21 protein-coding genes are annotated in these 24,054 nt (G+C 59.2%); 4 read left to right on the forward strand and 17 right to left on the reverse strand.

All coding sequences use genetic code 11. The annotated features are described in order from the left end of the window. Positions 1-140: 140 nt before the first annotated feature. The 3 genes from HNQ83_RS05840 to HNQ83_RS05850 are packed head-to-tail and all read left to right on the forward strand — an operon-like array spanning position 141 to position 5,358. Positions 141-1,244: an efflux RND transporter periplasmic adaptor subunit gene (locus tag HNQ83_RS05840; protein ID WP_175388071.1), complete on the forward strand. Its 1,104-nt coding sequence runs from the start codon at positions 141-143 to the stop codon at positions 1,242-1,244. Beyond that, a complete protein-coding gene (locus HNQ83_RS05845) occupies positions 1,241-2,308 on the forward strand; it encodes an efflux RND transporter periplasmic adaptor subunit (protein WP_175388072.1) in 1,068 nt (355 codons plus the stop codon). Before HNQ83_RS05840 ends, HNQ83_RS05845 begins: the two co-directional genes overlap by 4 nt. Beyond that, positions 2,305-5,358 carry an efflux RND transporter permease subunit gene (locus tag HNQ83_RS05850; protein WP_175388073.1) on the forward strand — a complete coding sequence of 1,018 codons (3,054 nt, stop codon included), beginning with the start codon at positions 2,305-2,307 and terminating at the stop codon, positions 5,356-5,358. The genes HNQ83_RS05845 and HNQ83_RS05850 overlap by 4 nt, the downstream gene beginning before the upstream one ends. A 146-nt stretch (positions 5,359-5,504) precedes the next feature. Here the strand turns inward: HNQ83_RS05850 and HNQ83_RS05855 are convergent, their stop codons facing one another. From HNQ83_RS05855 to HNQ83_RS05935, 17 genes are all read right to left on the reverse strand, one after another. After that, positions 5,505-6,131: a bifunctional 2-polyprenyl-6-hydroxyphenol methylase/3-demethylubiquinol 3-O-methyltransferase UbiG gene (locus tag HNQ83_RS05855; RefSeq protein ID WP_175388074.1), complete on the reverse strand. Its 627-nt coding sequence runs from the start codon at positions 6,129-6,131 to the stop codon at positions 5,505-5,507. A 122-nt stretch (positions 6,132-6,253) separates the two neighbouring features. Beyond that, positions 6,254-7,321, reverse strand: a complete 1,068-nt coding sequence (locus HNQ83_RS05860) for a methyltransferase (protein ID WP_175388075.1) — start codon at positions 7,319-7,321, stop codon at positions 6,254-6,256. A 46-nt stretch (positions 7,322-7,367) separates the two neighbouring features. Beyond that, complete coding sequence (locus HNQ83_RS05865) at positions 7,368-7,751, reverse strand: nuclear transport factor 2 family protein (RefSeq protein ID WP_175388076.1); 384 nt, start codon at positions 7,749-7,751, stop codon at positions 7,368-7,370. A gap of 41 nt (positions 7,752-7,792) precedes the next feature. Next, on the reverse strand, positions 7,793-8,728 hold the full coding sequence (locus HNQ83_RS05870) for an aldo/keto reductase (protein WP_175388077.1): 936 nt from the start codon (positions 8,726-8,728) through the stop codon (positions 7,793-7,795). 25 nt (positions 8,729-8,753) lie between these two features. Continuing rightward, positions 8,754-9,758, reverse strand: a complete 1,005-nt coding sequence (locus tag HNQ83_RS05875; RefSeq protein WP_306154976.1) for a type III polyketide synthase — start codon at positions 9,756-9,758, stop codon at positions 8,754-8,756. 322 nt (positions 9,759-10,080) lie between these two features. Continuing rightward, positions 10,081-10,434, reverse strand: a complete 354-nt coding sequence (locus HNQ83_RS05880) for a DUF6124 family protein (RefSeq protein ID WP_175388079.1) — start codon at positions 10,432-10,434, stop codon at positions 10,081-10,083. A 538-nt stretch (positions 10,435-10,972) separates the two neighbouring features. After that, the gene (locus tag HNQ83_RS05885) at positions 10,973-11,617 is read right to left on the reverse strand and encodes a methionine ABC transporter permease (protein WP_175388080.1); all 645 of its coding nucleotides are present in this window, start codon (positions 11,615-11,617) and stop codon (positions 10,973-10,975) included. Continuing rightward, the gene (locus HNQ83_RS05890; protein WP_175388081.1) at positions 11,607-12,728 is read right to left on the reverse strand and encodes a methionine ABC transporter ATP-binding protein; all 1,122 of its coding nucleotides are present in this window, start codon (positions 12,726-12,728) and stop codon (positions 11,607-11,609) included. Before HNQ83_RS05890 ends, HNQ83_RS05885 begins: the two co-directional genes overlap by 11 nt. A gap of 2 nt (positions 12,729-12,730) precedes the next feature. Continuing rightward, positions 12,731-13,540 carry a MetQ/NlpA family ABC transporter substrate-binding protein gene (locus HNQ83_RS05895; RefSeq protein ID WP_175388082.1) on the reverse strand — a complete coding sequence of 270 codons (810 nt, stop codon included), beginning with the start codon at positions 13,538-13,540 and terminating at the stop codon, positions 12,731-12,733. Between the two features lie 127 nt (positions 13,541-13,667). Then, complete coding sequence (locus tag HNQ83_RS05900; protein ID WP_175388083.1) at positions 13,668-15,026, reverse strand: LLM class flavin-dependent oxidoreductase; 1,359 nt, start codon at positions 15,024-15,026, stop codon at positions 13,668-13,670. After that, a complete protein-coding gene (locus HNQ83_RS05905) occupies positions 15,026-16,219 on the reverse strand; it encodes an SfnB family sulfur acquisition oxidoreductase (RefSeq protein WP_175388084.1) in 1,194 nt (397 codons plus the stop codon). Before HNQ83_RS05905 ends, HNQ83_RS05900 begins: the two co-directional genes overlap by 1 nt. Before the next feature lie 23 nt (positions 16,220-16,242). After that, a complete protein-coding gene (locus tag HNQ83_RS05910) occupies positions 16,243-17,484 on the reverse strand; it encodes an SfnB family sulfur acquisition oxidoreductase (protein WP_175388085.1) in 1,242 nt (413 codons plus the stop codon). A gap of 364 nt (positions 17,485-17,848) precedes the next feature. Beyond that, a complete protein-coding gene (locus HNQ83_RS05915) occupies positions 17,849-18,616 on the reverse strand; it encodes a hypothetical protein (RefSeq protein WP_175388086.1) in 768 nt (255 codons plus the stop codon). 475 nt (positions 18,617-19,091) lie between these two features. Beyond that, positions 19,092-19,847 (reverse strand): L-cystine ABC transporter ATP-binding protein TcyN, encoded by a 756-nt coding sequence (gene tcyN, locus HNQ83_RS05920; protein WP_175388087.1) that lies wholly within the window; start codon positions 19,845-19,847, stop codon positions 19,092-19,094. Between the two features lie 4 nt (positions 19,848-19,851). After that, positions 19,852-20,517, reverse strand: coding sequence for a cystine ABC transporter permease (gene tcyL / locus HNQ83_RS05925; protein ID WP_175388088.1), 666 nt, complete (start codon positions 20,515-20,517; stop codon positions 19,852-19,854). Next, entirely contained in the window at positions 20,517-21,317 is an 801-nt protein-coding gene (tcyJ, locus tag HNQ83_RS05930; protein WP_175388089.1) for a cystine ABC transporter substrate-binding protein, read from the reverse strand. Before tcyJ ends, tcyL begins: the two co-directional genes overlap by 1 nt. A 317-nt stretch (positions 21,318-21,634) precedes the next feature. Further along, on the reverse strand, positions 21,635-22,627 hold the full coding sequence (locus HNQ83_RS05935; protein WP_175388090.1) for a D-cysteine desulfhydrase: 993 nt from the start codon (positions 22,625-22,627) through the stop codon (positions 21,635-21,637). 190 nt (positions 22,628-22,817) lie between these two features. Here HNQ83_RS05935 and epsC point away from each other — a divergent pair, with 190 nt between their 5' ends. Next, positions 22,818-23,744, forward strand: coding sequence for a serine O-acetyltransferase EpsC (gene epsC, locus HNQ83_RS05940; protein ID WP_175388091.1), 927 nt, complete (start codon positions 22,818-22,820; stop codon positions 23,742-23,744). The last annotated feature ends 310 nt before the right edge of the window (positions 23,745-24,054 follow it).

The raw sequence follows: 24,054 nt of genomic DNA on the forward strand, positions 1-24,054 counted from the left end.
TGCATGAAAAATTACAATGTAGGACTCTTCAACAATTGTTGTAGGAGGAAATTCCGATCAGCGCGGGCGAAGGCGGAACCCTGTTCTAAGCTCTCAGTCGTATCGTCACTGGCACGCCCGTACAACGCAAAGGAGTCTGCATGGCTGTTCCCGGATTGAAAGTAGCCCTTGGCCTGTGCCTGTTGGCCCTGCTGGGGGCTTGCGGTGAAAAGAAAATGGCCGAGAAGGATCGGCCTCGGGTTTTCGTGCAAGTCGTCAAACCTGGCCAATACGGGGCCAGCGTCACCTTGACCGGCGATGTGCAGGCGCGGGTGCAGACGGAGCTGTCGTTTCGCGTCGGCGGCAAGATCATCGAACGCACCGTCGACGTTGGCGATCGGGTGACCGCCAAGCAGGTCCTCGCCCGGCTTGATCCGAAAGACCTGCAGACCAATGTCGATTCGGCCCAGGCGCAGGTCGTCGCCGAACAGGCCAAGGTCAAACAGAACGCCGCGTCCTTCGTGCGCCAGCAAACACTCCTGCCCAAGGGCTATACCAGCCAGAGCGAATACGATTCCGCGCAGGCCGCCTTGCGCAGCAGCCAAAGCTCGTTGGCGGCGGCCCAGGCGCAATTGGCCAACGCCCGTGAGCAACTGAGCTACACCTCGCTGGTTGCCGAGGCACCGGGTGTGATCACGGCGCGCCAGGCGGAAGTCGGCCAGGTGGTGCAGGCCACGGTGCCGATCTACAGCCTGGCCCAGGACGGGGAACGGGACGCGGTGTTCAACGTCTACGAGTCGCTGTTGGCCGAGCCGCCACCGGATAAAAAAGTCGTGGTCAGCCTGCTCGACAACCCGCAGATCAAAACCACCGGCACCGTGCGTGAAGTTACTCCGGCGGTCTCCGAGCAGACCGGTACGGTCCAGGTCAAGATCACCCTCGACGCCCTGCCGCCAGGCATGCAGCTGGGGTCGGTGGTCAGTGCCACCGGCACCGCGCAGAGCAAGACCGCCGTGCAATTGCCGTGGTCGGCGCTGACCAAGGATGTCAGCAAGCCCGCCGTGTGGCTGGTGGACGCAGAGGGCAAAGCGCAACTGCACCCGGTCACCGTCGGCCGTTACCTGACCGGCAAAGTCATCATCAGCGGCGGCCTCCAGGAGGGGCAGAAAGTCGTCATCGCCGGCGGCCAGTTGCTGCACCCCGGCGTCGCCGTGGAGATCGCCGAAAACACCTACAAGGAACTGGCCACGGAGGAGCAGCCATGAGGCGACTGTCAGTGGTGTTGGCCGGTTTGATGCTGGCGGCCTGTTCCAAGGAAGAAGCGCCGCCGGAACCGATTCGTCCGGTGCTGTCGATCAAGGTCGAGGCCCTGGGCGAGCAAAACCTGGGGCGTTTCGCGGGCAATATCCAGGCCCGTTATGAAAGCAATGTGGGGTTCCGCATTCCCGGACGCATTGCCAGCCGCGCCGTCGATGTCGGCGCCGAAGTCGAGCAGGGCGACTTGCTCGCCTCGCTCGACCCCACGGACCAGCAGAACCAGCTGCGCTCGGCGCAGGGCAACCTGTCGAGCATCCAGGCGCAACTGATCAACGCCCAGGCGACCGCGCGGCGCCAGCAGAGCCTGTTCGACCAGGGTGTGGGTTCCCAGGCACAACTGGACAATGCCCAGACCGACCTGAAAACCACCCAGGCCTCTCTCGATCAGGCCCAGGCCGCGGTCAATCAGGCCAAGGACCAGCTCAACTACGTTGAACTGCGCGCCGACCACAAGTCCGTGGTCACCGCGTGGAACGCCGAGGCCGGGCAAGTCGTCACCGCCGGCCAGCAGGTGGTGACCCTGGCGCAACCGGACATCAAGGAAGCCGTGATCGATCTGCCGGATACCCTGGTCGACCAGTTGCCTTCCGATGTGGTGTTCCAGGTCGCGTCGCAGCTCAACCCGCAGATCAGCACCACCGCCACCGTGCGGGAAATCGAACCCCAGGCCGAAAGCACCACCCGGACCCGACGCGCGCGCCTGACCCTGACCGAAACCCCGAATGCCTTTCGCCTGGGCACGGCGATCAGCGTGACCTTGAGTTCGGCGATCACACCGCAGATCGAATTGCCCCTGAGCGCCTTGCAGGAGGTCGATGGCAAGCCGCGCATCTGGGTCGTCGATACGCAGACCAAAACCGTGTCCCCACGCAACGTCAGCATCATCAGCCGCACCGACAGCCGCGTGCTGGTGGCCAGTGGCGTGAAGTCCGGCGAGCGCATCGTCAGTGCCGGTGTGAACAGCCTCAAGCCGGGGCAGAAAGTGAAAGTCGATGAAGGAAGCGCGCAATGAAAGGGAGTTTCAACTTATCCGAATGGGCGCTTAAACATCAGTCGTTCGTCTGGTACCTGATGTTCGTCGGCTTGCTGATGGGCGTGTTCTCGTACATGAATCTGGGTCGCGAGGAAGACCCTTCGTTCACCATCAAGACCATGGTGATCCAGAGCCGCTGGCCCGGCGCGACCCAGGAAGAAACCCTCAAGCAGGTCACCGATCGCATCGAGAAAAAACTCGAAGAACTCGACTCCCTCGATTACGTGAAAAGCTACACCCGCCCCGGCGAATCCACGGTCTACGTGAACCTGCGCGACACCACCAAGGCCAAGGACATTCCGGAAATCTGGTACCAGGTGCGCAAGAAAATCGGCGACATCAAGGGCCAGTTTCCCCAGGGCCTGCAAGGGCCATCGTTCAACGATGAGTTCGGTGATGTGTTCGGGTCGGTCTATGCCTTCACCGCCGACGGGTTGTCGTTGCGTCAGCTGCGTGACTATGTCGAACAGGCTCGTGCCGAGATCCACGATGTGCCGGGGCTGGGCAAGATCCAGATGATCGGCCAGCAGGATGAAGTCATTTATCTGAACTTCTCCACGCGCAAACTGGCGGCGTTGGGCATCGATGAAGCCCAGGTCATCCAAAGCCTGCAAAAAGAAAACGCCATCACCCCGGCCGGGGTGATCGAGGCCGGTCCCGAACGGATTACCGTGCGCACCTCCGGGCAGTTCGCCTCGGAAAAGGACCTGGCCGACGTCAACCTGCGGCTTAATGACCGCTTCTATCGGCTGGCCGACGTCGCCGACATCCGCCGTGGCTACGTCGACCCCATGAGCCCAGAATTTCGCTACAACGGCCAGCAAGCCATCGGCCTGGCCATTGCCATGCAGAAGGGCGGGAACATCCAGGTGTTCGGCAAGGTCTTGCACCAGCGGATGATCGACCTGACCGCCGACTTGCCGGTGGGCGTGGGCGTGCACAACGTCTCCGACCAGGCGCAAGTGGTGGAAGAGGCGGTGGGTGGTTTCACCAGCGCGCTGTTCGAAGCGGTGGTGATTGTGCTGGTGGTGAGTTTCATCAGCCTCGGCGTGCGCGCAGGCCTGGTGGTGGCGTGCTCGATCCCGCTGGTGCTGGCCATGGTGTTCGTGTTCATGGAATACAGCGGCATCACCATGCAGCGGATTTCCCTCGGCGCGCTGATCATCGCCCTCGGCCTGCTGGTGGACGACGCGATGATCACCGTGGAGATGATGGTCGCGCGCCTGGAGCTGGGCGATACCAAGGAACAGGCGGCGACGTTCGCCTACACCTCGACGGCCTTCCCGATGCTCACCGGCACCCTGGTGACCGTCGCCGGTTTCGTCCCCATCGGCCTGAACGCCAGCTCCGCCGGTGAGTACACCTTCACCCTGTTTGCGGTGATCGCCGTGGCGATGATCGTCTCGTGGATCGTTGCGGTGCTGTTCGCCCCGGTGATCGGCGTACACATCCTCAGTACCCAGGTGAAGCCTCATTCGGCGGAACCGGGGCGTATGGGGCGGGCGTTCAACAGCGGTTTGTTGTGGAGCATGCGCAATCGCTGGTGGGCCATCGGCATCACCGTGCTGCTGTTCCTGTTATCGGTGTTTTGCATGCGCTTTGTGCAGAACCAGTTCTTCCCGTCTTCGGATCGCCCGGAAATCCTGGTGGACCTGAACCTGCCGCAAAACGCCTCCATCAATGAAACCCGCAAGGCCGTGGACAAGCTCGAAGCGACGCTCAAGGGCGACCCGGACATCGTGCGCTGGAGCACCTACATCGGCCAGGGTGCGATTCGTTTCTACCTGCCCCTCGACCAGCAATTGCAGAACCCGTACTACGCGCAACTGGTGATCGTCAGCAAAGACTTCGAAGCCCGCAAAGCGCTCAGTGCCCGCCTGCGCGAACGCCTGCGCAAGGAGTTCGTCGGCATCGGCAGCTACGTGCAGGCGCTGGAAATGGGCCCGCCGGTGGGGCGGCCGATCCAGTACCGGGTCAGCGGCAATAACATCGATCAGGTGCGCAAGCACGCCATCGACCTGGCCAGCGAACTGGACAAGAGCCCGTACATCGGCGAGATCATTTTCGACTGGAACGAACCGGGCAAAGTGCTGCGCGTCGATATCGCCCAGGACAAGGCGCGCCAGCTCGGCCTTTCCTCCGAAGACGTGGCCAACCTGATGAACAGCATCGTCAGCGGCTCGACGGTGACCCAGGTCGACGACGACATCTACCTGATCAACGTGGTCGGCCGCGCCGTGGATGCCGAACGCGGCACGCCGGATACCCTGCAGAACCTGCAGATCGTCACGCCCAGCGGCACCTCGATTCCGCTATTGGCGTTTGCCACCGTGCGCTATGAGCTGGAGCAGCCGCTGGTGTGGCGTCGCGACCGCAAGCCGACCGTGACCATCAAGGCCGCCACCCTGGGTGATATTCAACCCACGGACCTGGTGACCCTGCTCAAGCCGGACATGGACAAGTTCGCTGCGGGGTTGCCGGTGGGTTACAAAGTCGCCACCGGCGGTACGGTGGAAGAGAGCGCCAAGGCCCAGGGGCCGATTGCCAAGGTCGTGCCGCTGATGGTGTTTTTGATGGCGACTTTCCTGATGATCCAGCTGCACAGCGTGCAGAAGATGTTCCTGGTGGCCAGCGTGGCGCCGCTGGGCCTGATCGGCGTGGTGATCGCGCTGGTACCGACCGGAACGCCCATGGGCTTTGTGGCGATCCTGGGGATCCTGGCGTTGATCGGCATCATCATCCGCAACTCGGTGATCCTGGTGACGCAGATCGATGCATTCGTCAGCGAAGGCTATTCGCAGTGGGACGCGGTGCTGCAGGCCACTGACCATCGGCGACGGCCGATCCTGCTGACTGCCGCAGCGGCGAGCATGGGCATGATCCCGATCGCGCGGGAGGTGTTCTGGGGGCCGATGGCCTACGCGATGATCGGCGGGATCATCATTGCCACGCTACTGACCTTGCTGTTTTTGCCGGCGCTATATGTGGCTTGGTACAAGATTCGCGAGCCGAAGAAGGGGGCTGCATAGCGGCGAGCGCTTCGCGCTCTATTCGCGAGCAGGCTCGCTCCCACAGTTGATCTCTGGTGAACACAAAATTGATGTTCGGCACGATCCATTGTGGGAGCGAGCCTGCTCGCGAAGACGTCAGTACAAACACCGCCACCCTCAAGGCTTCAAACCTTTCGCCAAACACTCGCCAACCAAGGCTGCTGCTCCCGCGGCAACCCCGCCGGCCGGTAGTAATGCTCCAGCTCCACAAACCCCGCCTCGGTCAGCAACTGCTGCCACGCCGTGAGATCGTGATACGCCCCATAACGCGGCCCATTCCAGCCCTCCTGATTCTCGCCACGGGGGTTGGAGCTGAACAACACGCCCCCCGGCTTCAACGTTGCGCGCAGTTCCTTCAACACCCGAGGCAGCTCCTGGCGCGGGATGTGGAACAACACGGCGTTGGCGAAAATCCCGTCGAAGCGCTCGCTCGGTAAATCGAGCTTCAAGAAGTCCTGATGCCAGACCTCGCAACCGCTGTCTTCACGGGCCATCCCGGCAAATTTTTCCGCACCGTCGAGGCCGACGGCGGTGTGGCCCATGCGGGTGAAGGTCTGCAAATCACGGCCCGGCCCACAGCCAAAATCCAGGATCTGAAACGGCGCCTCGCCCTGGATGTGCCGCAGCAGCGCATCGATGTTTTGGCTGACATCGTGATCACGCGTCCCTTCGCGAAAACCCTCGGCCACCGAGTTGTAATGGGCCAGGGTGGTGGCGGTGATCTGGTTGAGGTCGGTGGGGGTCTGTTTCATGGTGGGCTGCGCGGTAATGAAGGTTAAGTGATCACTCACTATAGGGCTTTAAAATATCCCCGCACCTATTACTGTTTTCCATAAACATCAGGCGGTTATTACATGGAGGCTTGAATGGGTGATCAGGTTTCATACCGGATGGGCATAGAGCTCAAGGCGGACTTGTACCCGATTATCGCGCCGTTGGCGGCAGGGGCATCGAACTGAACGGTTTCGATACGGGTAAAACCGGCTTTTTTCAACCAACTGCCATATTCAGCGCCGGTGTAATTACGCCCCCAGGTTTCAATCAGCATGTTGAGGCTCATCAGCGCTGCGCCTACAGGCCCATCCTTACTGTCATTCACGAACTGGTCACAGATCACCAATCTTCCGCCAGGCACCAAGGCACGGTGGCATTTTTCGATGATCATCTGGCAATCATCTTCGTTCCAGTCAAGCAGTATCCGGGACAGTAAAATGACCTCATGCCCGTACGGCAGGTAGGGGTCGGTGAAAAAATTTCCTTCGATCAGGACGATGCGTTTTGCAAGGCCGGCCTTATCGATTTTTGGGCGGGTCAATTCGCAGACAAAGGGCAAGTCATAAACAGCTGACTTTAGCTTGGGGTATCGCTTGCAAAAAACAATGTCGAAGGCAGCACCGCCGCCTCCGACATCGAGCAGGTATCGGGTTGTTGAGAAGTCGATGACTTGCAGAAGCTTTTGAGCCGTCGTGATTGACAATGCATACATCGCCTCCCAGAAATCATGCACAAGCTCGGGGTCTTCAGCATCAAACAGACTATTTTGTTTGTTCGGATCCCACGTCTGCGGACAATTGTTACGCAGCGCCTTTTCCAACTGCATCCACGCCGGGTACTCACGGCGGTCGGCCATTTCAATCCAGCCTCCGAAATAAAGGGGGTTGTCGCGGACGAGGTAGTGCTCGGACAGTTGAGAGTTTGTGTAGCGATCATTCCGTTTTTCCAGCAGTCCTAGCGCAGCGCAGGCGGTCAGTAGCATTTCGGCTGGCCGCGGTTGAATGTTGTAACGTTGAGAGAACTCGGAAACAGTCATGCCACCGGATTCACAGAGATCAGTGAACAGATTCAGCTTATTGGCGACGGCCAGAACTTTGGATGCCCAAAAACCCGTGACGAGATCCATCAGTGGTTGGGCGCTTGGAATTGGCGCGGCAGGTGTTTGCATTGACTGACACTCCTCTGGGTTGATGGGATCAGGTCTAGAGGTGTCTTTAAAAAAAGTTGCCCAAAACCGTTGGGTCGTAGGCGTTCTCCCAATGTTCAACGATGCGACCATTACGAAATCGCCAAAGTCCACAGAAGGGCATTTCATGATGGCTGCCTTTGATGAACATGCGTAACACGCCCAAGACTGCCCCGAAGTGATCATTCGCAATGATGCTTTGCACATCCATGACAAGCGTATTTTGGGTCAATTCAATCAGTTCAAGTTCTTTCGCCAGCACTGCGTTTTTGCCAATGATCTTTGCGACGTGTCCCGGTATCTCTCGGTCAGCGGTATGCAGGACGACATCATCATCAACATATATATCGATGCAGCTCAGGTCTTTATAAATGGCGCGCAGTATTTTTACATTGGGGTGGTTGATGGACATATCGACGCTCCTGCTCTCAGTTGCGGATAAACGGCGCGCGCCTAATGTTCAGGTCGCCAGGTAGGCGGATTTGCGTCATCAACGGCTTTTGCAATAGCAGCCATGTCGGACGCGCTCAACTGAATGTCAGTTGTTTTTATGTTTTCTTCCAAATGTTTAATTGATGTGGTTCCCGGGATGAGAACTGTTGCTGGGGACTTATGTAGTAACCACGCCAAAGCAAGTTGTGAGGGCGTGACGCCATAGCGTTTTGCAATTGGCGAAAGCACGTTGTCCGGGCCAACCAGGCCTCCATGCCCTAACGGAAACCAGGGGATATAAGCAACGTTATTCTTCTGCGCGAATTTCAGCGTTGGATCGTCGGTTCGATCGGCTACGTTGTACAAGTTCTCTATCGCGACGATGTCGACAATTTTTTGAGCTTTCTTGAGTTGAGCAACGGACACAGCCGGTTGCCCAGACAAACCGATGTGTCGAATCTTTCCCTGTTGCTGAAGGGCGGCGAGTTCACCCAGTTGATCCGCAAGCGGCACAGCGGGATCGATACTATGGAGTTGGTAGAGCGGGATACGCTCCATACCCAAATTGCGCAGGCTCAATTCTACCTGTTGGCGCAAATAGGCCGGGCGTCCGCAGGGAACGATGTAAGGGGCTCCGGGCTCGCCATGAATCCAGTCTTTTGGGCCTGAGCGCAGCAAGCCTCCTTTGGTGCATATCACCAGATCGTCACTATAGGGGTGCAAGGCACGACGAATGATCTGTTCATTATTTCCAGGGCCATAGCAGTCCGCAGTATCAATGAAGTTAACGCCAAGCTCGACGGCTCGTCGAAGCAGTTTGACCGCCTTTTTCGGATCATCAGGATCGCCCCACATACCGTAGCCGGTCAGGTGCATGGCCCCATATCCAAGGCGGTTGATGGTCATGTCACCGCCAAGGGTTAACTGATTGGCAGATTGCGTATGTTGATGGTTCATGAAGCATTCTCCTTGGAATCAGTTTTCATTGGGTGCCGGTTCCCTGCCATGTGCCCAGGATAATTTCGGCAGTAATCCCGGGGCCAAATCCGGCGATAATTCCGCGCGAGCCATCGGCCAGTCCCGCGTCGAATTGGCGGCGTAATGCATCAAGAACAACAACGGAAGCTATGTTGCCGTACTCGGTTAGAGTGGCTTGGCTGTGAGCGAACAAATGGAGTTCAACATTCAAAAAGTGCGACAGATCGGAAAGTATCCGAGGGCCACCGGCGTGAATAATATAAAAACCCAGTTTTTCAACATCCCAGTCGTAAGTGGTTGCCATGGCACGTAGCTCGGGAGCCAATTGCTCCATGGTTTTTGGCACTCGCCTGTCCAGTTGGAAGTGAAAGCCGGTTTTCTTGACTGCATAACTGATCCAGTCTTCCGTGCCTAATACCAGTCGCGATCCGTTGTGCTCCAGACGCATTCCGCGTCCCCCTTGGCCGCGGACAACCGCAGCGCCCAAGGCGTCACCAAACAGCCCGTTTGATAACAGATTGCCAATGCTCATATCGGAAGGTTGATAGCATAAAGAGCAAAATTCACAGGCCACAATCAATGCATTTGATTCCGGGTAAGCCAGGCAAAAATTGTGGGCGTTATTGATTGCTGCACCGCCGGCAGCGCATCCGAGTTGCGCGATAGGTAGCTGTCTGGTGTCATTGCGAAAGCCAAGATTATTGATTATCCATGCGGTAAGTGATGGCATGGTGAAGCCCGTGCATGACACGAAAATGATTGCATCGATTTGATGGGCACTGACTTGTGCATTTTTTAGCGCTGTTTCAATAACTTTTGGAAGTCGGCGCTTGGCTTCGTGTACATAAATAAGGTTGCGCTCCTCAAAGCCTGGGTGCGTCAGTGTCTTTTCGATTGGTTGTACAAAGTGCCGTTTATTGACGCCGGTGTTTTTTATCAGTCGCAAAATGAGCGATAGATTTTCATGGCGGGGATAGAGTCGACGTGCAAGTTCCAGTGTCTGCTCCATGCTGATAGTGTGTTCCGGGACAGAGGTCGCTGGGCAACAGAGTACTGGCATGACACGATCCCTCGTGTGAATTTAGACTGGAAAGTACATTGTTCATTGATGCAGCATTTTATCGATTTAAGATGGCGTTAAATCGATAGTCTGGGCTGAAATACTAAGGCTTTTCTTGTGATTAATATTGTTTGTTTTCTTATGGGTATCAACTGTCATAAATTACAGTGGATTAGTTTTATTTGGACTTATCCGTCATCGATTCGATTATAAAATTCATAAAACCTTATCCCTTCAGTGGGAGCGGGCTGACCCACTCCCGTTCCAGCGTTCAGCCCTGCTTCATCCCCAAACACTCAATGGATCGATCCACCATCGCCTTCGCAATCTCCAGCAAATGCCACACCGAAAACACCATGGCCCGGTCGGCACCCTTGAGATCGTCGCCACACTGGTACGCGGTGACCGAGGCACAGCGCAGCAAGTCGGCGATGTAGAGCTGGGTGTCTTCGAAGCTCACGTCCTTGCTGACGTTGTAGAACCGCAGTTCATCGGGAGGCGAGGGCTGATCGCCGGTGAGGTAGAAATCGATGGCGCGGTAGAGGGCGGAGCGGTCTCTGAGCAGGTCGTCAGTGACGGTTTCGTTGGAGGGATTTTCTGGTGGATCGGGAACGGATTTTTCCATGATTTACTCCTATTGCTACATGGGAGCCATCACTTACCGCCTACTAAACGATTGGGTGGTGGCTGTGCGCGGGTAGTAGGCCGGTCAATAGGAAAACCGGTGCATCCAGAGATGCCCCACGCACAGCTACCATTTTGCACGCGGCAAGAATTGCCGAGCATGGACTTGCTATGCACCTATTGTCCGGGGCTACTAAACCCGATCACTGATGAGCAGTGACCGGCCGAGACTAGTCACCGGATTTGGCAGGCGCAAGCGGGCGAAATGATCTAGGAAATGTCCTGCAAAGGAAAGGGATCGCGCCTTCGGAAAAGCTGATTTTCCTGTGCGAAAACTTACCCCAAAAGCCAAAGGGATTCCCTGTGCCGAGGGAATTTATCTGTGGCGAGGGGATTTATCCCCGTTGGGCCGCGCAGCGGCCCCCAAACCATTCAATGAGGTGTATCAGGGATATGCGGTCCGCAGGTTCTGCGACTGCTGCGCAGTCGAACGGGGATAAATCCCCTCGCCACAGGAAGCATCACAACGGCCAGCGTACTCAACGCTTGTTCAACCCCCGCGCCAGGCGATCCCCGCCCAACTGAATCACCGCCACCAACGCCACCAGCAGCACAATCACCGTCAGCATGATCTGGCTGTCGAAGCGCTGATACCCATAGCGATACGCAATGTCGCCCAACCCACCGGCACCAATCGCCCCGGCCATGGCCGAGGAGTTGATCATGGTCACCAGGGTGATGGTGAAACCGCCGACTATCCCCGGCAGCGCTTCGGGCAGCAGCACGTGCCAAACGATGTGCTGGCGCCGGCAGCCCATGGCCTGCGCCGCTTCGATCAGGCCGTGATCCACCTCGCGCAGACTCACTTCGGCAATCCGCGCAAAGAAGGGCGTGGCAGCGATGGTCAGCGGTACCACGGCCGCCCATACGCCGTAGGTGGTGCCGACGATCAGGCGGGTGAACGGGATCAGCGCCACCATCAGGATCAGGAACGGGATCGAGCGGAACAGGTTCACGAACGCACCCAGCGCACGATTCACCGCCGGGGCTTCGTAGATGCCGCCCTTGGAACTGGTGACCAGGATCACCGCCAGCGGAATGCCCGCCAGCAGGGCGATCAACGACGACACGCCGACCATCAAAAACGTGTCGACAAAGCCTTGCAGCAAGCGATCAAACCACATAACCCAACACCTCCACCTGCTGCGCCCATTGACCGGCGCGCTGGCGCAATTGTTCGGCGTCCAGGGACGAGCCTGTCACCGCCAGCAGCAATTGCCCCAGTGCATGGCCCTGAATCCGTTCCACGCCACCTTGCAGCAGGCGCACACGGCCGCCGAGGGTGGCGAACAGGGCGGCGATGTCCGGTTCGTCCTGCGCCGTGCCAGTGAATTGCAGGCGCAGCACCACGGCGTCTTCCGAGGACTGTGGTTGCGCCTGCAAGCGGCTTTGCAACTCCGCAGGCAGGGCATGCTGCAACGGCGCGAGCAAGGTCTTGCTGACCTCATGCTGCGGGTTGCCGAAGACTTCCCAGACCGGCCCCTGTTCCACCACGCGCCCGCGTTCGAGGACGACCACGCGATCGCAGATCTCGCGGATCACCGCCATTTCGTGGGTGATCAAAATGATGGTCAGGCCCAGGCGCCGATTGATCTCGCGCAGCAGGCCGAGGATCGATTGCGTGGTCTCCGGGTCCAGCGCCGACGTGGCTTCATCGCAGAGCAGAATCGCCGGGTCGTGGACCAGCGCGCGGGCGATGCCGACGCGCTGTTTCTGCCCGCCGGAAAGCTGCGAAGGGTAGGCCTTGTGCTTGGCTTCCAGACCCACGAGCTCCAGCAGCTCACGGACTTTCTGGTCGCGTTTTTCCTTCGGTACGCCGGCAACTTTCAGCGGCAATTCGACGTTCTGCCAGACGGTCTTGGCCGACATCAGGTTGAAGTGCTGGAAGATCATGCCGATGCGCCGACGCAGCGCCACCAGACGGTCTTCATCGAACTCGCCGATGTCCACCTGATCGATCAGCACCCGACCGCTGCTCGGCTGTTCGAGGCGGTTGATGGTGCGGATCAGCGACGACTTGCCGGCGCCGCTGCGGCCGATGATGCCGAACACTTCACCGCGCTGGATCGCCAGGTCGATGCCGTGCAGGGCGGCCACCGGTCCTTGCTGGCCGTCGTAGGTTTTGCCCAGGTTGATGAAGCGCACGTGGGCGTGGTTCAGCTCCGGGTGCAGCTCAGTTTGTATTGCTTGCTTGGGCTCTGGAATTTCCAGTCGCAGTTGGGTGGCTGCGGTCATTTTCAGCTTTCCCAACCGGCTTGGTAGAGCTTGCCGTGGGCTTTATCCAAAGCAGCGCGAACGGCCGGCGAGTGCTGGTAGATGTCGACGAACTTGATCAGGCGCGGGTCGGTTTTGCTCTTGGGCTGGATCACGAACTGAATCACGTATTCCTTGTGGTCCAGACCGTCGAACAGCAGGGCGGAGCCGGCATCGAAAGTCTTCGCCAGACGGATGTAGGCGGGGTAGCCCTGGACCAGATCGGCATCGTCATAGGCGCGCACCAGTTGCACCGCTTCGACCTGCAGAATCTTGATTTTTTTCGGGTTGGCGACGATGTCGTCTTCGGTGGCCTTGTAACCCACGCCTGGCTTGAGGGTAATCAGGCCGGCCTTGGCCAGCAGCTGCAAGCCGCGACCGCTGTTGATCGGGTCGTTGGCGATGGCCACGCTGGCGCCTTCTGGCAACTCGTCGAAGCTTTTGTATTTTTTCGAATAGAGGCCGACGTTGTTGATGATCCCCGGTGCGAACGGCACCAGATCAAACCCCGAGGCGGCCTTGGCGTTTTCCAGGAACGGGATGTGCTGGAAGTAGTTCACGTCGATGTCGCCGGCGGCGAGGCTGACGTTGGGGGCGATCCAGTCGGTGAACTCCACCAGTTCGACTTTCAGGCCTTGCTTGCTGGCTTCCTCGACCGCCGCTTCCAGCGGAATGGCGAAGGCGGCGGTGGTGCCGATTTTCAACGCCGGGTCGGCGGCGAAGGTGACGGAGCTGAAGAGGCCGAGGGCCAGGGCCAGTGCTTTGACTGGGTGAGAGAAGTAAGTCTTAGTCATGATCAGGTTTCCAGTCAGTGCATAAAATTGGGGTGTCTATTCGGGCCTCATCGCTGGCAAGCCAGCTCCCACAGGTTTTTCGGGTGTTCACACGATCCCTGTGGGAGCTGGCTTGCCAGCGATGCTGTTAGCGTCGGTAGGCGGACCCGGTATGTTGCTCAGGCAAATACGCCCCTTCGCGAAACAGCTTTTCCCGCAAGCTGCCATCGTCGTAAGCGGTCTTGTACGAACCACGCCGTTGCAGTTCCGGGATCACCAGTTCGATGAAATCCACATAGCTTTCCGGCGTGACGACGCGTGTCAGGTTGAAGCCGTCCAGGCCCGTTTCGGCGATCCACGATTCGAGTTCATCCGCCACTTGTTCGGGCGAGCCGACCACGGTGATGTAGCGTCCACCGAGGGCGTGCTGGTCGAGCAGTTTGCGTCGGGTCCAGTCGTTGTTTTGCAGGTGCTTGGTGGCGGACTGGATGGCGTTGCTCTTCACGTACTGGATCGGTTCGTCGATGTCGTACTGGGAAAAATCGATCCCGGTGGACGCCGAGAAATGCGCCACGCCGGCTTCGGCACTGGCGTAGCTGCGGTATTCGGCGTGCTTCTGCCAGGACAGCTCTTCGGTCGCGCCGACAATCACGTTCAGGCCCATGAACACCTTGATGTCCTCGGGATTGCGCCCGGCCTCGACGGCACTGGCGCGCACCTTGTCCACCTGGACCTTGGTCGACGGCTTGTTCTGGCCACTGATGAACACGCACTCGGCGTGGCGCCCGGCGAACAGCAATCCACGATCGGAAGCGCCAGCCTGGAACAGCACCGGCGTGCGCTGCGGCGACGGTTCGCACAGGTGATAACCCTCGACCTGATAGAACTCGCCCTTGTGTTCGACCTTGTGCACTTTCTCCGGCTGGGCATAGACCCGCTGCTGCGGATCGTTCAACACCGCGCCGTCTTCCCAGCTGCCTTCCCAGAGCTTGTAGAGCACCTCCAGGTATTCGTCGGCCTGGTCGTAACGACGGTCGTGCTCGACCTGTTCGTTCAGGCCCATGGCCTTGGCGGCGCTGTCGAGGTAGCCGGTGACGATGTTCCAGCCCACCCGGCCGCGACTCAGGTGATCCAGCGTCGACATGCGCCGGGCGAACAGGTACGGCGGCTCGTAGGTGAGGTTGGCGGTGAGGCCGAAACCGAGGTTTTTGGTTACCGCGGCCATGGCCGACACCAGCAACAGCGGGTCGTTGACCGGCAACTGGATCGACTCCTTCAGCGGCACGTCCACCGAGTTCTGGTACACGTCATAGACGCCGACGATGTCGGCGATGAACAGGCCGTCGAACAGCCCGCGCTCCAGCAGCTGCGCCAGTTCGGTCCAGTATTCGATTGTCTTGTATTGGGTCGAGTTGTCCCGTGGATGGGTCCACAGGCCATGGTTGATGTGCCCGATGCAGTTCATGTTGAACGCGTTGAGCAGGATCTTCTTTTTCGCGGCAGCCATCAGATAGTCCCCCGCAGTGGCGGGTTTTCATCGTTGAGGTAGTAATTGCCCACGGCGTAATACTTCCAGCGCACCGGGTCGTGCAGGGTATGCACCCGGGCGTTGCGCCAGTGGCGATCGAGGCCGTGTTCGCGCAGGGTCGCCTGGCTGCCCGCCAGTTCGAACAGCGTGGTTCCGGCGGCGAGGGAAATCTCGGTGCTTATGGCCCGGGCTTCGGCGACGGCAATCGACGCGGCGGCGACGGTCTCGGCGTTGGTGTCGGCCTGGGCCTTGTCGAGGAATTCACCGGCACGTTCCAGCAACGCTTCGGTGGCGTGCAGGCGAATGCTCAGGTGGCCGAAGCTCTTGAGCGTCAGCGGATCTCCAGTGGCGGTGTCGTGTGTGGCGTCGATCCATGGCCGGGTTTTGGTGCGTACGAAGTGCAGGGCATCTTCATAGGCGGCGCGGGCGATGCCGGTGTCGATGGCCGCATGGAGAATCTGCGCCAACGGGCCGACCGGAGTCGGGCGCTCGAAGGCGGTCTGGAACGGGATCACGTCTTCGGCGGCCACGAACACATCTTCGAACACCACCGAACCGCTGCCGGTGGTGCGCTGGCCGAAGCCGCTCCAGTCGTCGATCACCGTCAGGCCTTTGCTGTTGCTCGGCACGAAGGCCAGCTGCTGCACGCCGTTTTCATCGATCACCGAGGTCGGAATGCGTTGGGCGTAGATCGCGCCGGTGGCGTAGAACTTGCGGCCGTTAATGCGATAGCCCCTACCGTCGCGCGTCAGACGGGTCACGCGATCGTGGGCGGTTTTGGTGCCCAGTTCAGCCAGCGCATTGCCGAAGCGCTGGCCGGCCAATACTTCGGCGTACAGGCGCTTTTTCTGCTCTTCGCTGCCGTTCACCCGCAGCACTTCCAGGGCATAAAAATGATTCTGCGGGATCTGTCCCAGCGAGCCATCGGCCTGGGCGATCAAGGCGATGACCTTGGCCAGGGTGACGTTGGAAACACCGGCGCCGCCGTATTCTCTGGGCACGCTGATGCCCCACAGGCCCGAGCGGGAAAACACTTCCAGCTCCGGGTGCGGCAAGCGGCGTTCGCGGTCGCGCAGGGCGCTGTCGCGTTTGAAATCTTCGGCCAGGTCGCTGGCGACGATCAGGGCTTGCTCATCGCTGGTGATGACCGCGACGGGATGAGAAAGAGTCATGAGTTTCTCCAGATGTCTGGTCGTCAGATCCAGGAATGGCGAGCCGGCAGGGTGCCGTTCAGGTGATAGGCGCCGACCGCGTGATATTTCCAGCGCACCGGGTCGTGCAACGTGTGCACCCGCGCGTTGCGCCAGTGGCGATCAAGGTTGAATTCGGCGAGGGTGGCGCGGCTGCCGGCCAGCTCGAAGAGCTTTTCGCTGGCCAGCAACGAGATCTCGGTGGTCAGGACTTTGGCTTCGGCCACGGCAATCGACGCGCGGGCGGCGGACTCGGCGGTCAGTGGCGCGGCGTGCACCTGGTCGAGCACTTGCCCGGCCTTGCGCAGCAGGGCTTCGGCGGCGTGCAGTTCGATTTTCAGTTTGCCGATGTCGGCGATCACGTACAGGTCATCGCTGGCCCGTTCAACGTTGGCGTCGATCCACGGCCGCGCGCGGGTTTTCACGAAGTCGATGGCGTCGTCGATGGCGCCCCGGGCGATGCCGGCGTCGATGGCCGCCTGGATCAACTGCGAAACGGCGCCCTGGGTGTTGGGCTTGTCGTTGATCTTCCAGTTATCGATCACCAGCTCGGCGTCCACCTGCACGTTGTTGAGCAGGATCGTGCCGCTGGCGGTGGTGCGCTGGCCGAAGCCGGACCAGTCATCGACGATCCGCAGCCCCGGTGTACCGCGGCGCACGAAAGCCAGTACTTGCTTGCCGTCGTCGTTGAGCGCCTTGACCGCCACCCAGTGGGCGAACAGTGCGCCGGTGGAGTAGAACTTCTGCCCGTTGAGGACAAAACCTTCGCCGTTGGCGGTGATGCGCGCCTTGAGTTCCAGGGTGTTTTTGGTGCCGCGTTCCGGCCCGGCGTTGCCGATGCGCCAGCCTTCGAGCACGGTTTTGAACAGCTGCTTTTTCTGCGCTTCGGTGGCGCTGCCGAGCACCAGATTGAGGATGCCGAACTGGTTCTGCGGGATCTGCCCCAGCGCCGGATCGGCGGCGGAAATGATCGCGAACACCTCGGCGAGGGTCACGAAAGAAACCTGCGGCCCACCGTACTCGCGCGGGATGGCGATGCTGCCAAGGCCGCTGCGGGTGAACTGTTCGATTTCCGACCACGGCAGCTTGCGCTGCTGGTCACGTTTGGCCGCTTGCAGGCGGGCGGTTTGCGCCAGCTCATGGGCGGCCTTGATGGCTTGTGCGTCGTTGCGCAGCACTTGCGCGGGCAACAACAATGGGGCGATATCCAGGTCACTCTGGACGATTGCATCTGCCAGACTGGACATCAGTGCCGCTCCTTGGCTGCACGCAATGCCCTGGCGATCTGCACTGGGGTGATTGTGTTCCGGACCATACCTACCTCACATCTTATGGAAGCGCCGCGGTGCGGCGAACGAAAACAAGGATGTCCGGTGGTCCGGTGTATATACCCTAAGCGTTTATAAAAAAGTATTGAACTAACTTTTAGGAATATATATAGAAGTGTGTCGCCACGAACTGTACGTAGAGAAACACTTGTTTCTGTAGCAACAGTTCACTGTCCAAATTGGCTTTTTGCAGGAGCAAGCTTGCTCGCGATGGTCGTTAACGAAGACGCGTCATTTCTGGCTAAACGCGGCGCATTTGAGTCCATCGCGAGCGAGCTCGCCCCTACAGAGGGTTGCGGGCCTTGCCGGCCGATTTGAGCGTTTTCTTCGATCGGGCTTTGAGGCATGGATGGGCAAAACCAATCCTCAACGTCCGTGCCGGCGCCCAACGCGAGTTGTTGCCGACCCGGTCGAGGATGCAGTAGGTCACCTCCAGCCGCAGATCTTCGCCGGCCTGGATGATGATCGCAGGCGGCACCCAAACCTGAATCGGCAAGCCCACATCGCGCGCCTTGAGCCGGGGCAGGTCCATGCGCGCATCGCCCCAGCGCAGGGTTATTTCGTCGCCCTCTGACATGTTGGTGTAGGGCTCGATGGTCAGCGGGACGCCGCGCTGGATCTGTTGCGGGTTGACCCCACGCCGCCGGATGGTCGCCGGCAAGCTCACTGGCGCCAGGCACTGATTTTCGTCCCCCCAGTGGGGTGAAGATGGACTGCCAGGGCAGTCGAGTTTGACCTGCACCCGGGTCGCCACCGACAGCGCCGGGTTACGTCCGACCTGCATCACGCGGTAGTGCACCCAGGCGGAGCCGCTGGCGATAAAGCTTTCCGGCACCCGCAGGCTGACGGCGTGGCCAACGTTCTTTGCAGACAGCACGCGGGAGGCGACGAAGCTGCCGTTCCAGAACAATTCAATCAGGTCGCCGGTGTCCATGTTGGCGTACGGCCCTACGTCGACCAACAGGTTCGCGGCAGCAAGGATGTTGATACCGGCGTTGTTGGATTGCAGCGTCGGTGGCGCAAGTGACGGAATGTGTGAGATGCAGATCATGGGGGTTCTCTCCTTGAAGTTCTGCGACGAAATCCATTTCTGCAAAAACATGAAATTCGAACAGCAAAACCGTTCATTACTTTGAGTTGAAATAATGAGTGTGCATGTTGGGCGCCGATTGGAGAGTAGATAAGAGTGCGCTTGAATAAGTGTCAATAGAGGTGGTTAGTTGTATGAGGAATTGAGTGTTATTCAGAAAGTTCCTACGCTTTGAAGTTAATAAACTCTCTCATTGCGTCGAAGTTGACCCTGAGAGCGTAGCGTTTTCTGGGGTGTGCTGGGAGTGTCGGGGCGTTGGAGATCCAGGCAGGCATGCCAGGTGATGTTGGGAATCTTCGAGCAACCTATATATGTACCGCGCGCGCTGACAAGCGTGCGTTATTGTCTGTGCGGTTTAATTATGTGGGAATGGAACTTCGGGAGGGTGGTTTAACTTCCGTCCGTGGAAGTTAATGGTTTGTTGCGAGGGGGTTTATTAGTTGTGCGAGTTGTTCAGAAACTTGCTGAGAAACTGTTTCGTGCGTTCTTCTTTCGGGTTGGCAAACAGCGCCTTGGCTTCGCCTTGTTCGACGATTACGCCCTTGTCGAAAAACACCACGCGATTAGCCACGTCACGGGCGAAAGCCATTTCGTGGGTCACGATAACCATGGTGCGGTTCTCTTCGGCCAGGCCGCGGATGGTTGCCAGCACTTCCCCTACCAACTCGGGGTCGAGCGCCGAGGTCGGTTCGTCGAACAGAATCACTTCCGGTTCCATCGCCAACGCGCGGGCAATCGCCACACGCTGTTGCTGGCCGCCCGAGAGGCGACGCGGGTAAGCGTCTTCCTTGCCCGCCAGGCCTACCTTGGCCAACAGCTTATTAGCCAGGGTAACGGCATCGTCGCGCGGGACCTTCTTTACAACAATCGGGCCTTCGATGACGTTTTCCAGGGCTGTGCGATGGGGGAACAGGTTGAAGTTCTGGAACACAAACCCCACGTGCTGGCGCAAACGGCGCACCAGGCTTTGCTGCTGGTTCAGCGGACGGCTGGTATCGATTTCGATATCGCCGACCTTGATCCGGCCACTGGTGGGTTCTTCCAGGAAATTCAGGCAACGCAGGAACGTGGTCTTGCCCGAGCCGCTGGGCCCGATGATCGCCACGACCTCACCTTCCTTCACTTGCAGATCGATGCCGTTGAGCACGACTTGACCCTTGAACTGCTTTGTCAGTTTTTCCACGACAATCATTGGGTCAGGACTCCAGATCGTGCCGATTGACCCGGGCTTCCAACTGGTTCTGCAGGTGCGAGAGCACCGTGGCCAGGACCCAGTAGATCAGCGCGGCGGCAAGGTACATGGTGAAAATTTCGAAGGTGCGTGCGGTGATCAGCTGCGCCTGGCGGAACAGCTCCGGCACCTGGATGGTGGCTGCCAGCGCGGTGTCTTTGACCAGGGAAATGAAGCTGTTACCCAGCGGCGGCAGCGCGGTGCGCATCGCTTGCGGCAGGATGGCCCGGCGCAGTGTTTGCGCGCGGGTCATGCCGATACTGGCAGCCGCTTCCCATTGGCCGCGCTCGATGGAGCTGATCGCGGAGCGCAGGATTTCACAGGCGTAGGCAGCCATGTTCAGCGAGAAGCCGATCAGGGCCGCCGGCAGCGGATCGAGTTCCAGGCCCAATTGCGGCAAGCCGTAATAGATCACGAACAGTTGCACCAGCAACGGCGTGCCGCGAAAGAACGACACGTAGATGCGGGCGATCCAGCTCACCAGCTTGAAACGCGACAGGCGCATCAGCGCCAGGCCGAAACCCATCACCAGGCCGAAGAACATTCCGCCCAGGCTCAAGATCACTGTGTAATACGCGCCCTTGAGCAGAAAGGGCGCGGAGTCCAGTGCGAGTTGAAAAGCCTCTTCCATTATTGAGTGACGTCAGCGCTGAAGTATTTTTCCGAAAGCTTTTTCAGCGTACCGTCGGCGCGCAGCTTGTCGATGGCTTTGTTCACGGCGGCCAGCAGCTCAGGCTCGCCTTTGCGCAGGGCGATACCGGCTTCCTGACGGGAGAACGCATCACCGGCGGCGGTGGTGTCCTTGGCTTTCTTGGCGTATTCCAGCGCGGCCAGGCGGTCGATCAAAATGGCATCGATGCGGCCGACGCGCAGGTCCTGGAACTTGGTCGGATCATCTTCGTAGGTGCGGATATCAGCCTTCGGCACATTCTCTTTCACCCACTGTTCGTAGTTGGTGCCCAGGCCTACGCCGACTTTCTTGCCAGACAGGTCCGCGGCGGACTTGATGTTCAGCTCGGCGGCCTTCTTCGTCAGCACCAGCGCCTGAATCCCGGAAACGGTGTATGGCTCGGAGAAGTCATACTTCTTCTTGCGCTCTTCGGAGATGGTCACCTGGTTGATCACGGCGTCCAGACGCTTGGATTCCAGTGCCGCGAGGATGCCGTCCCATTTGGTCGGTTGCAGTTTGACCTTCACGCCCAGCTCTTTGGCCAGGGCTTCGGAGAATTCGACTTCGAAGCCCGACAGCTTGCCGTCGGCATCGACGAAACTGAATGGCGGGTAGGTGCCTTCCAGGCCGACGTTGATAACGCCTTTGTCCTTGATTTGTTGCAGCTGCTCACCGGCAACCGCTTGGCCCATCAGGCCAACGCTCAGTGCCAGGCCCAGCGAACCCACCAGCAGATTTCGACGTAGTGCGGAAAAATTCATGACAAGCCCCTGTGTTTTCTTATGGAAGACGCTTCAAAAAGATTGGCGAAATCGGGAATTGGACGACAGCGCTATCCTGCCTTAAAGCAGCGTATGCGTCTCTCGGGAAATTCGCCTGCAGCATGACTATATGATGGCGTTTTTAGAATAGAAAATAATGATTTTTCTATTACTTATTCCAATATGGAATATTTGTGTTTTCGCCTTAAGGAGCGAGCCTGCTCGCGATGGTCGTCAACGATATCGCTGGCAACCTGAGACCCCGCGGTGCCCCGTCGCCCATCGCGAGCAGGCTCGCTCCTACAGGTTTACGGCGATTACAGAAAATCCTTGTAGGCAAACAACGCCGGCGCCCCACCGGTGTGCAGGAAGATGATCGGGCCATCATCAAAACGCTGGCGACCAATCCCGTCCAGCAACCCCGCCATCGCCTTGCCGGTGTAGACCGGGTCAAGCAGCAGGCCCTCCTGGCTCGCCACCAGCTTCACCGCCGCTAGCGTCCCGGCATTTGGTTCGCCATAACGCGGTGCGAAATACTCGTCCCACAACTCGACCTTGAAACTGGCCGGCAGGTTCACGCCCAGCAACTCGGCGGTACGTTCCGCCAGGCCTTGTACTTTCGGAAACTGATCTTCTTCGCTGCGCGAAACCGTGACACCGATCACTGGCAGCTCCGGCAGGGCTTCGCTCAAGGCCAGCGCCAGACCGCTGTGGGTCCCGGCGCTGCCCGAGGCCAGGACGACGGCGGAAAAATTCAGCCCTGTGTCCTTGATCTGCTCGGCCAGTTCCAGGCCGGCGCGCACGTAACCCAGGGCACCGAGGGCATTGGATCCGCCGATTGGCACCAGATAGGGTTTCTTGCCATTGCTGCGCAGGCGAGACGCCAGTGCCTGTAATTGTTCGTCGGCATTGTCGAGATTTTCCACCAACTCGACCTTGGCATCGAACAGGTCCAGCAACAGGCGGTTGCCGTTGCCGACGTAGTTGGGGTCCTCGGTATTGAGGGGGTTTTCCAGCAGGGCGACACAGCCCAGGCCCAGTTTGGCCGCAATCGCTGCAGTCTGGCGCACATGGTTGGACTGCAGCGCGCCAGCGGTGATCAGGGTGTCGGCACCCTGGGCCAAGGCGTCGGCAGCGAGATATTCGAGTTTGCGCAGCTTGTTGCCGCCCATGGCCAGTGGTGTCAGGTCATCGCGTTTGACGTACACATCACGGCCCAGCCAGGTCGACAGGCGTTCGAGTTTTTCCAGGGCAGTGGGCTGACCAAGCAGGTCGAGACGGTTAAAGCGGGCAAGCTGTTGTTTGATCATGAGTCCGTACTGGCGGTGGAGGATGAAAGGACTATAGGCACGCCAAAAAGCCTGGGCAACCGTCAATCGCTTATAACCAATGGTACTTATCACAGCACAATTGGTTCTTAATTTCGCTCGCGAACCTTGCCGTAAAGTAATCGCCGTCAGTGCGGCCAGACAGTCCGGTCGCCCGTGAGGAGTTTTTACCGTGAGTGAGCGTTCCAGCCATTGGCAATTGCAGACCATCGTCAGCCAGCTGCGCACCGCACGTGATCAGTGGCGTGCGCAAAACGGCCGCGCCAGCACCGAGCAGGGCGGTCGCGAGTTGCCGTCCCGGGCGGCCATGGCGGAGATTCTTGAAGCGTTGTGTGGTGCGTTGTTCCCGATGCGCCTGGGGCCGGTGGACCTGCGTGAGGAAAGTGAAGATTTCTACGTCGGCCACACCCTCGATGTGGCGTTGAATGCACTGCTGGCTCAGGCGCGACTCGAATTGCGCTATGCCGCGCGTCACAGCGCCCAGGCCGAGAACGAGGTCGAGGCCAAGACCATCCAGATCATTCAGGACTTTGCCCTCGCTCTGCCGGGATTGCGCAGCCTGCTGGATACCGACGTGCTGGCGGCCTATCACGGTGACCCGGCGGCACGCAGCGTCGATGAAGTGCTGCTGTGCTACCCGGGCATTCTGGCGGTGATTCACCATCGCCTGGCCCACCATTTGTATCGCGCCGGGCTGCCGTTGCTGGCGCGGATCAGCGCGGAAATCGCCCACTCGGCCACCGGCATCGACATCCACCCGGGGGCGCAGATTGGCCGCAGTTTCTTTATCGACCACGGGACCGGCGTGGTGATCGGCGAGACGGCGATCATCGGCGAGCGGGTACGGATTTATCAGGCCGTGACCCTGGGCGCCAAGCGTTTCCCGGCGGACGAAGACGGTCAGTTGCAGAAGGGCCAGCCGCGACATCCGATTGTCGAGGACGACGTGGTGATCTATGCCGGCGCGACCATTCTGGGGCGGATCACCATCGGCAAGGGGTCGACCATTGGCGGCAACGTCTGGCTGACCCGCAGCGTGCCGGCGGGCAGCAACCTGACCCAGGCGAATTTGCAGCTGGATGATGGGACGCAGAAGTAAGGTCTCAGATCTTCGCTGACCGAGCAGGCCTCTTCGCGAGCAGGCTCGCTCCCACAGGGAAATGCCTTCCAATTGTGGGAGCGAGCCTGCTCGCGAATGTTTTCAAGCCGTATCGAGACAATGGCATTCAGCCCATTCTCCACTGAACGAATCCCCCCAAACCCGCCTCATACCCCTGCTTGAGCTAGTGCTCCAATACGACCGCCCAGCCCTGCGATTAGTCCTTAGCACCCTATCCATGTTTAACTTGAACGTTCATTCAAGTTAAACCGGTGGTTCGCCGCCCGCTCACAACAGGAGGCTTGCCTTT

This window comes from Pseudomonas sp. C2B4, assembly GCF_013359695.1.
In the GTDB taxonomy this organism is placed as follows: domain Bacteria; phylum Pseudomonadota; class Gammaproteobacteria; order Pseudomonadales; family Pseudomonadaceae; genus Aquipseudomonas.

Coding starts and splice junctions, on each gene's coding strand:
- HNQ83_RS05840 (WP_175388071.1), top strand. CDS start 141: ATGGCTGTTCCCGGATTGAAAGTAGCCCTTGGCCTGTGCCTGTTGGCC.
- HNQ83_RS05845 (WP_175388072.1), top strand. CDS start 1,241: ATGAGGCGACTGTCAGTGGTGTTGGCCGGTTTGATGCTGGCGGCCTGT.
- HNQ83_RS05850 (WP_175388073.1), top strand. CDS start 2,305: ATGAAAGGGAGTTTCAACTTATCCGAATGGGCGCTTAAACATCAGTCG.
- HNQ83_RS05855 (WP_175388074.1), bottom strand. CDS start 6,131: ATGAAACAGACCCCCACCGACCTCAACCAGATCACCGCCACCACCCTG.
- HNQ83_RS05860 (WP_175388075.1), bottom strand. CDS start 7,321: ATGCAAACACCTGCCGCGCCAATTCCAAGCGCCCAACCACTGATGGAT.
- HNQ83_RS05865 (WP_175388076.1), bottom strand. CDS start 7,751: ATGTCCATCAACCACCCCAATGTAAAAATACTGCGCGCCATTTATAAA.
- HNQ83_RS05870 (WP_175388077.1), bottom strand. CDS start 8,728: ATGAACCATCAACATACGCAATCTGCCAATCAGTTAACCCTTGGCGGT.
- HNQ83_RS05875 (WP_306154976.1), bottom strand. CDS start 9,758: ATGGAGCAGACACTGGAACTTGCACGTCGACTCTATCCCCGCCATGAA.
- HNQ83_RS05880 (WP_175388079.1), bottom strand. CDS start 10,434: ATGGAAAAATCCGTTCCCGATCCACCAGAAAATCCCTCCAACGAAACC.
- HNQ83_RS05885 (WP_175388080.1), bottom strand. CDS start 11,617: ATGTGGTTTGATCGCTTGCTGCAAGGCTTTGTCGACACGTTTTTGATG.
- HNQ83_RS05890 (WP_175388081.1), bottom strand. CDS start 12,728: ATGACCGCAGCCACCCAACTGCGACTGGAAATTCCAGAGCCCAAGCAA.
- HNQ83_RS05895 (WP_175388082.1), bottom strand. CDS start 13,540: ATGACTAAGACTTACTTCTCTCACCCAGTCAAAGCACTGGCCCTGGCC.
- HNQ83_RS05900 (WP_175388083.1), bottom strand. CDS start 15,026: ATGGCTGCCGCGAAAAAGAAGATCCTGCTCAACGCGTTCAACATGAAC.
- HNQ83_RS05905 (WP_175388084.1), bottom strand. CDS start 16,219: ATGACTCTTTCTCATCCCGTCGCGGTCATCACCAGCGATGAGCAAGCC.
- HNQ83_RS05910 (WP_175388085.1), bottom strand. CDS start 17,484: ATGTCCAGTCTGGCAGATGCAATCGTCCAGAGTGACCTGGATATCGCC.
- HNQ83_RS05915 (WP_175388086.1), bottom strand. CDS start 18,616: ATGATCTGCATCTCACACATTCCGTCACTTGCGCCACCGACGCTGCAA.
- tcyN (WP_175388087.1), bottom strand. CDS start 19,847: ATGATTGTCGTGGAAAAACTGACAAAGCAGTTCAAGGGTCAAGTCGTG.
- tcyL (WP_175388088.1), bottom strand. CDS start 20,517: ATGGAAGAGGCTTTTCAACTCGCACTGGACTCCGCGCCCTTTCTGCTC.
- tcyJ (WP_175388089.1), bottom strand. CDS start 21,317: ATGAATTTTTCCGCACTACGTCGAAATCTGCTGGTGGGTTCGCTGGGC.
- HNQ83_RS05935 (WP_175388090.1), bottom strand. CDS start 22,627: ATGATCAAACAACAGCTTGCCCGCTTTAACCGTCTCGACCTGCTTGGT.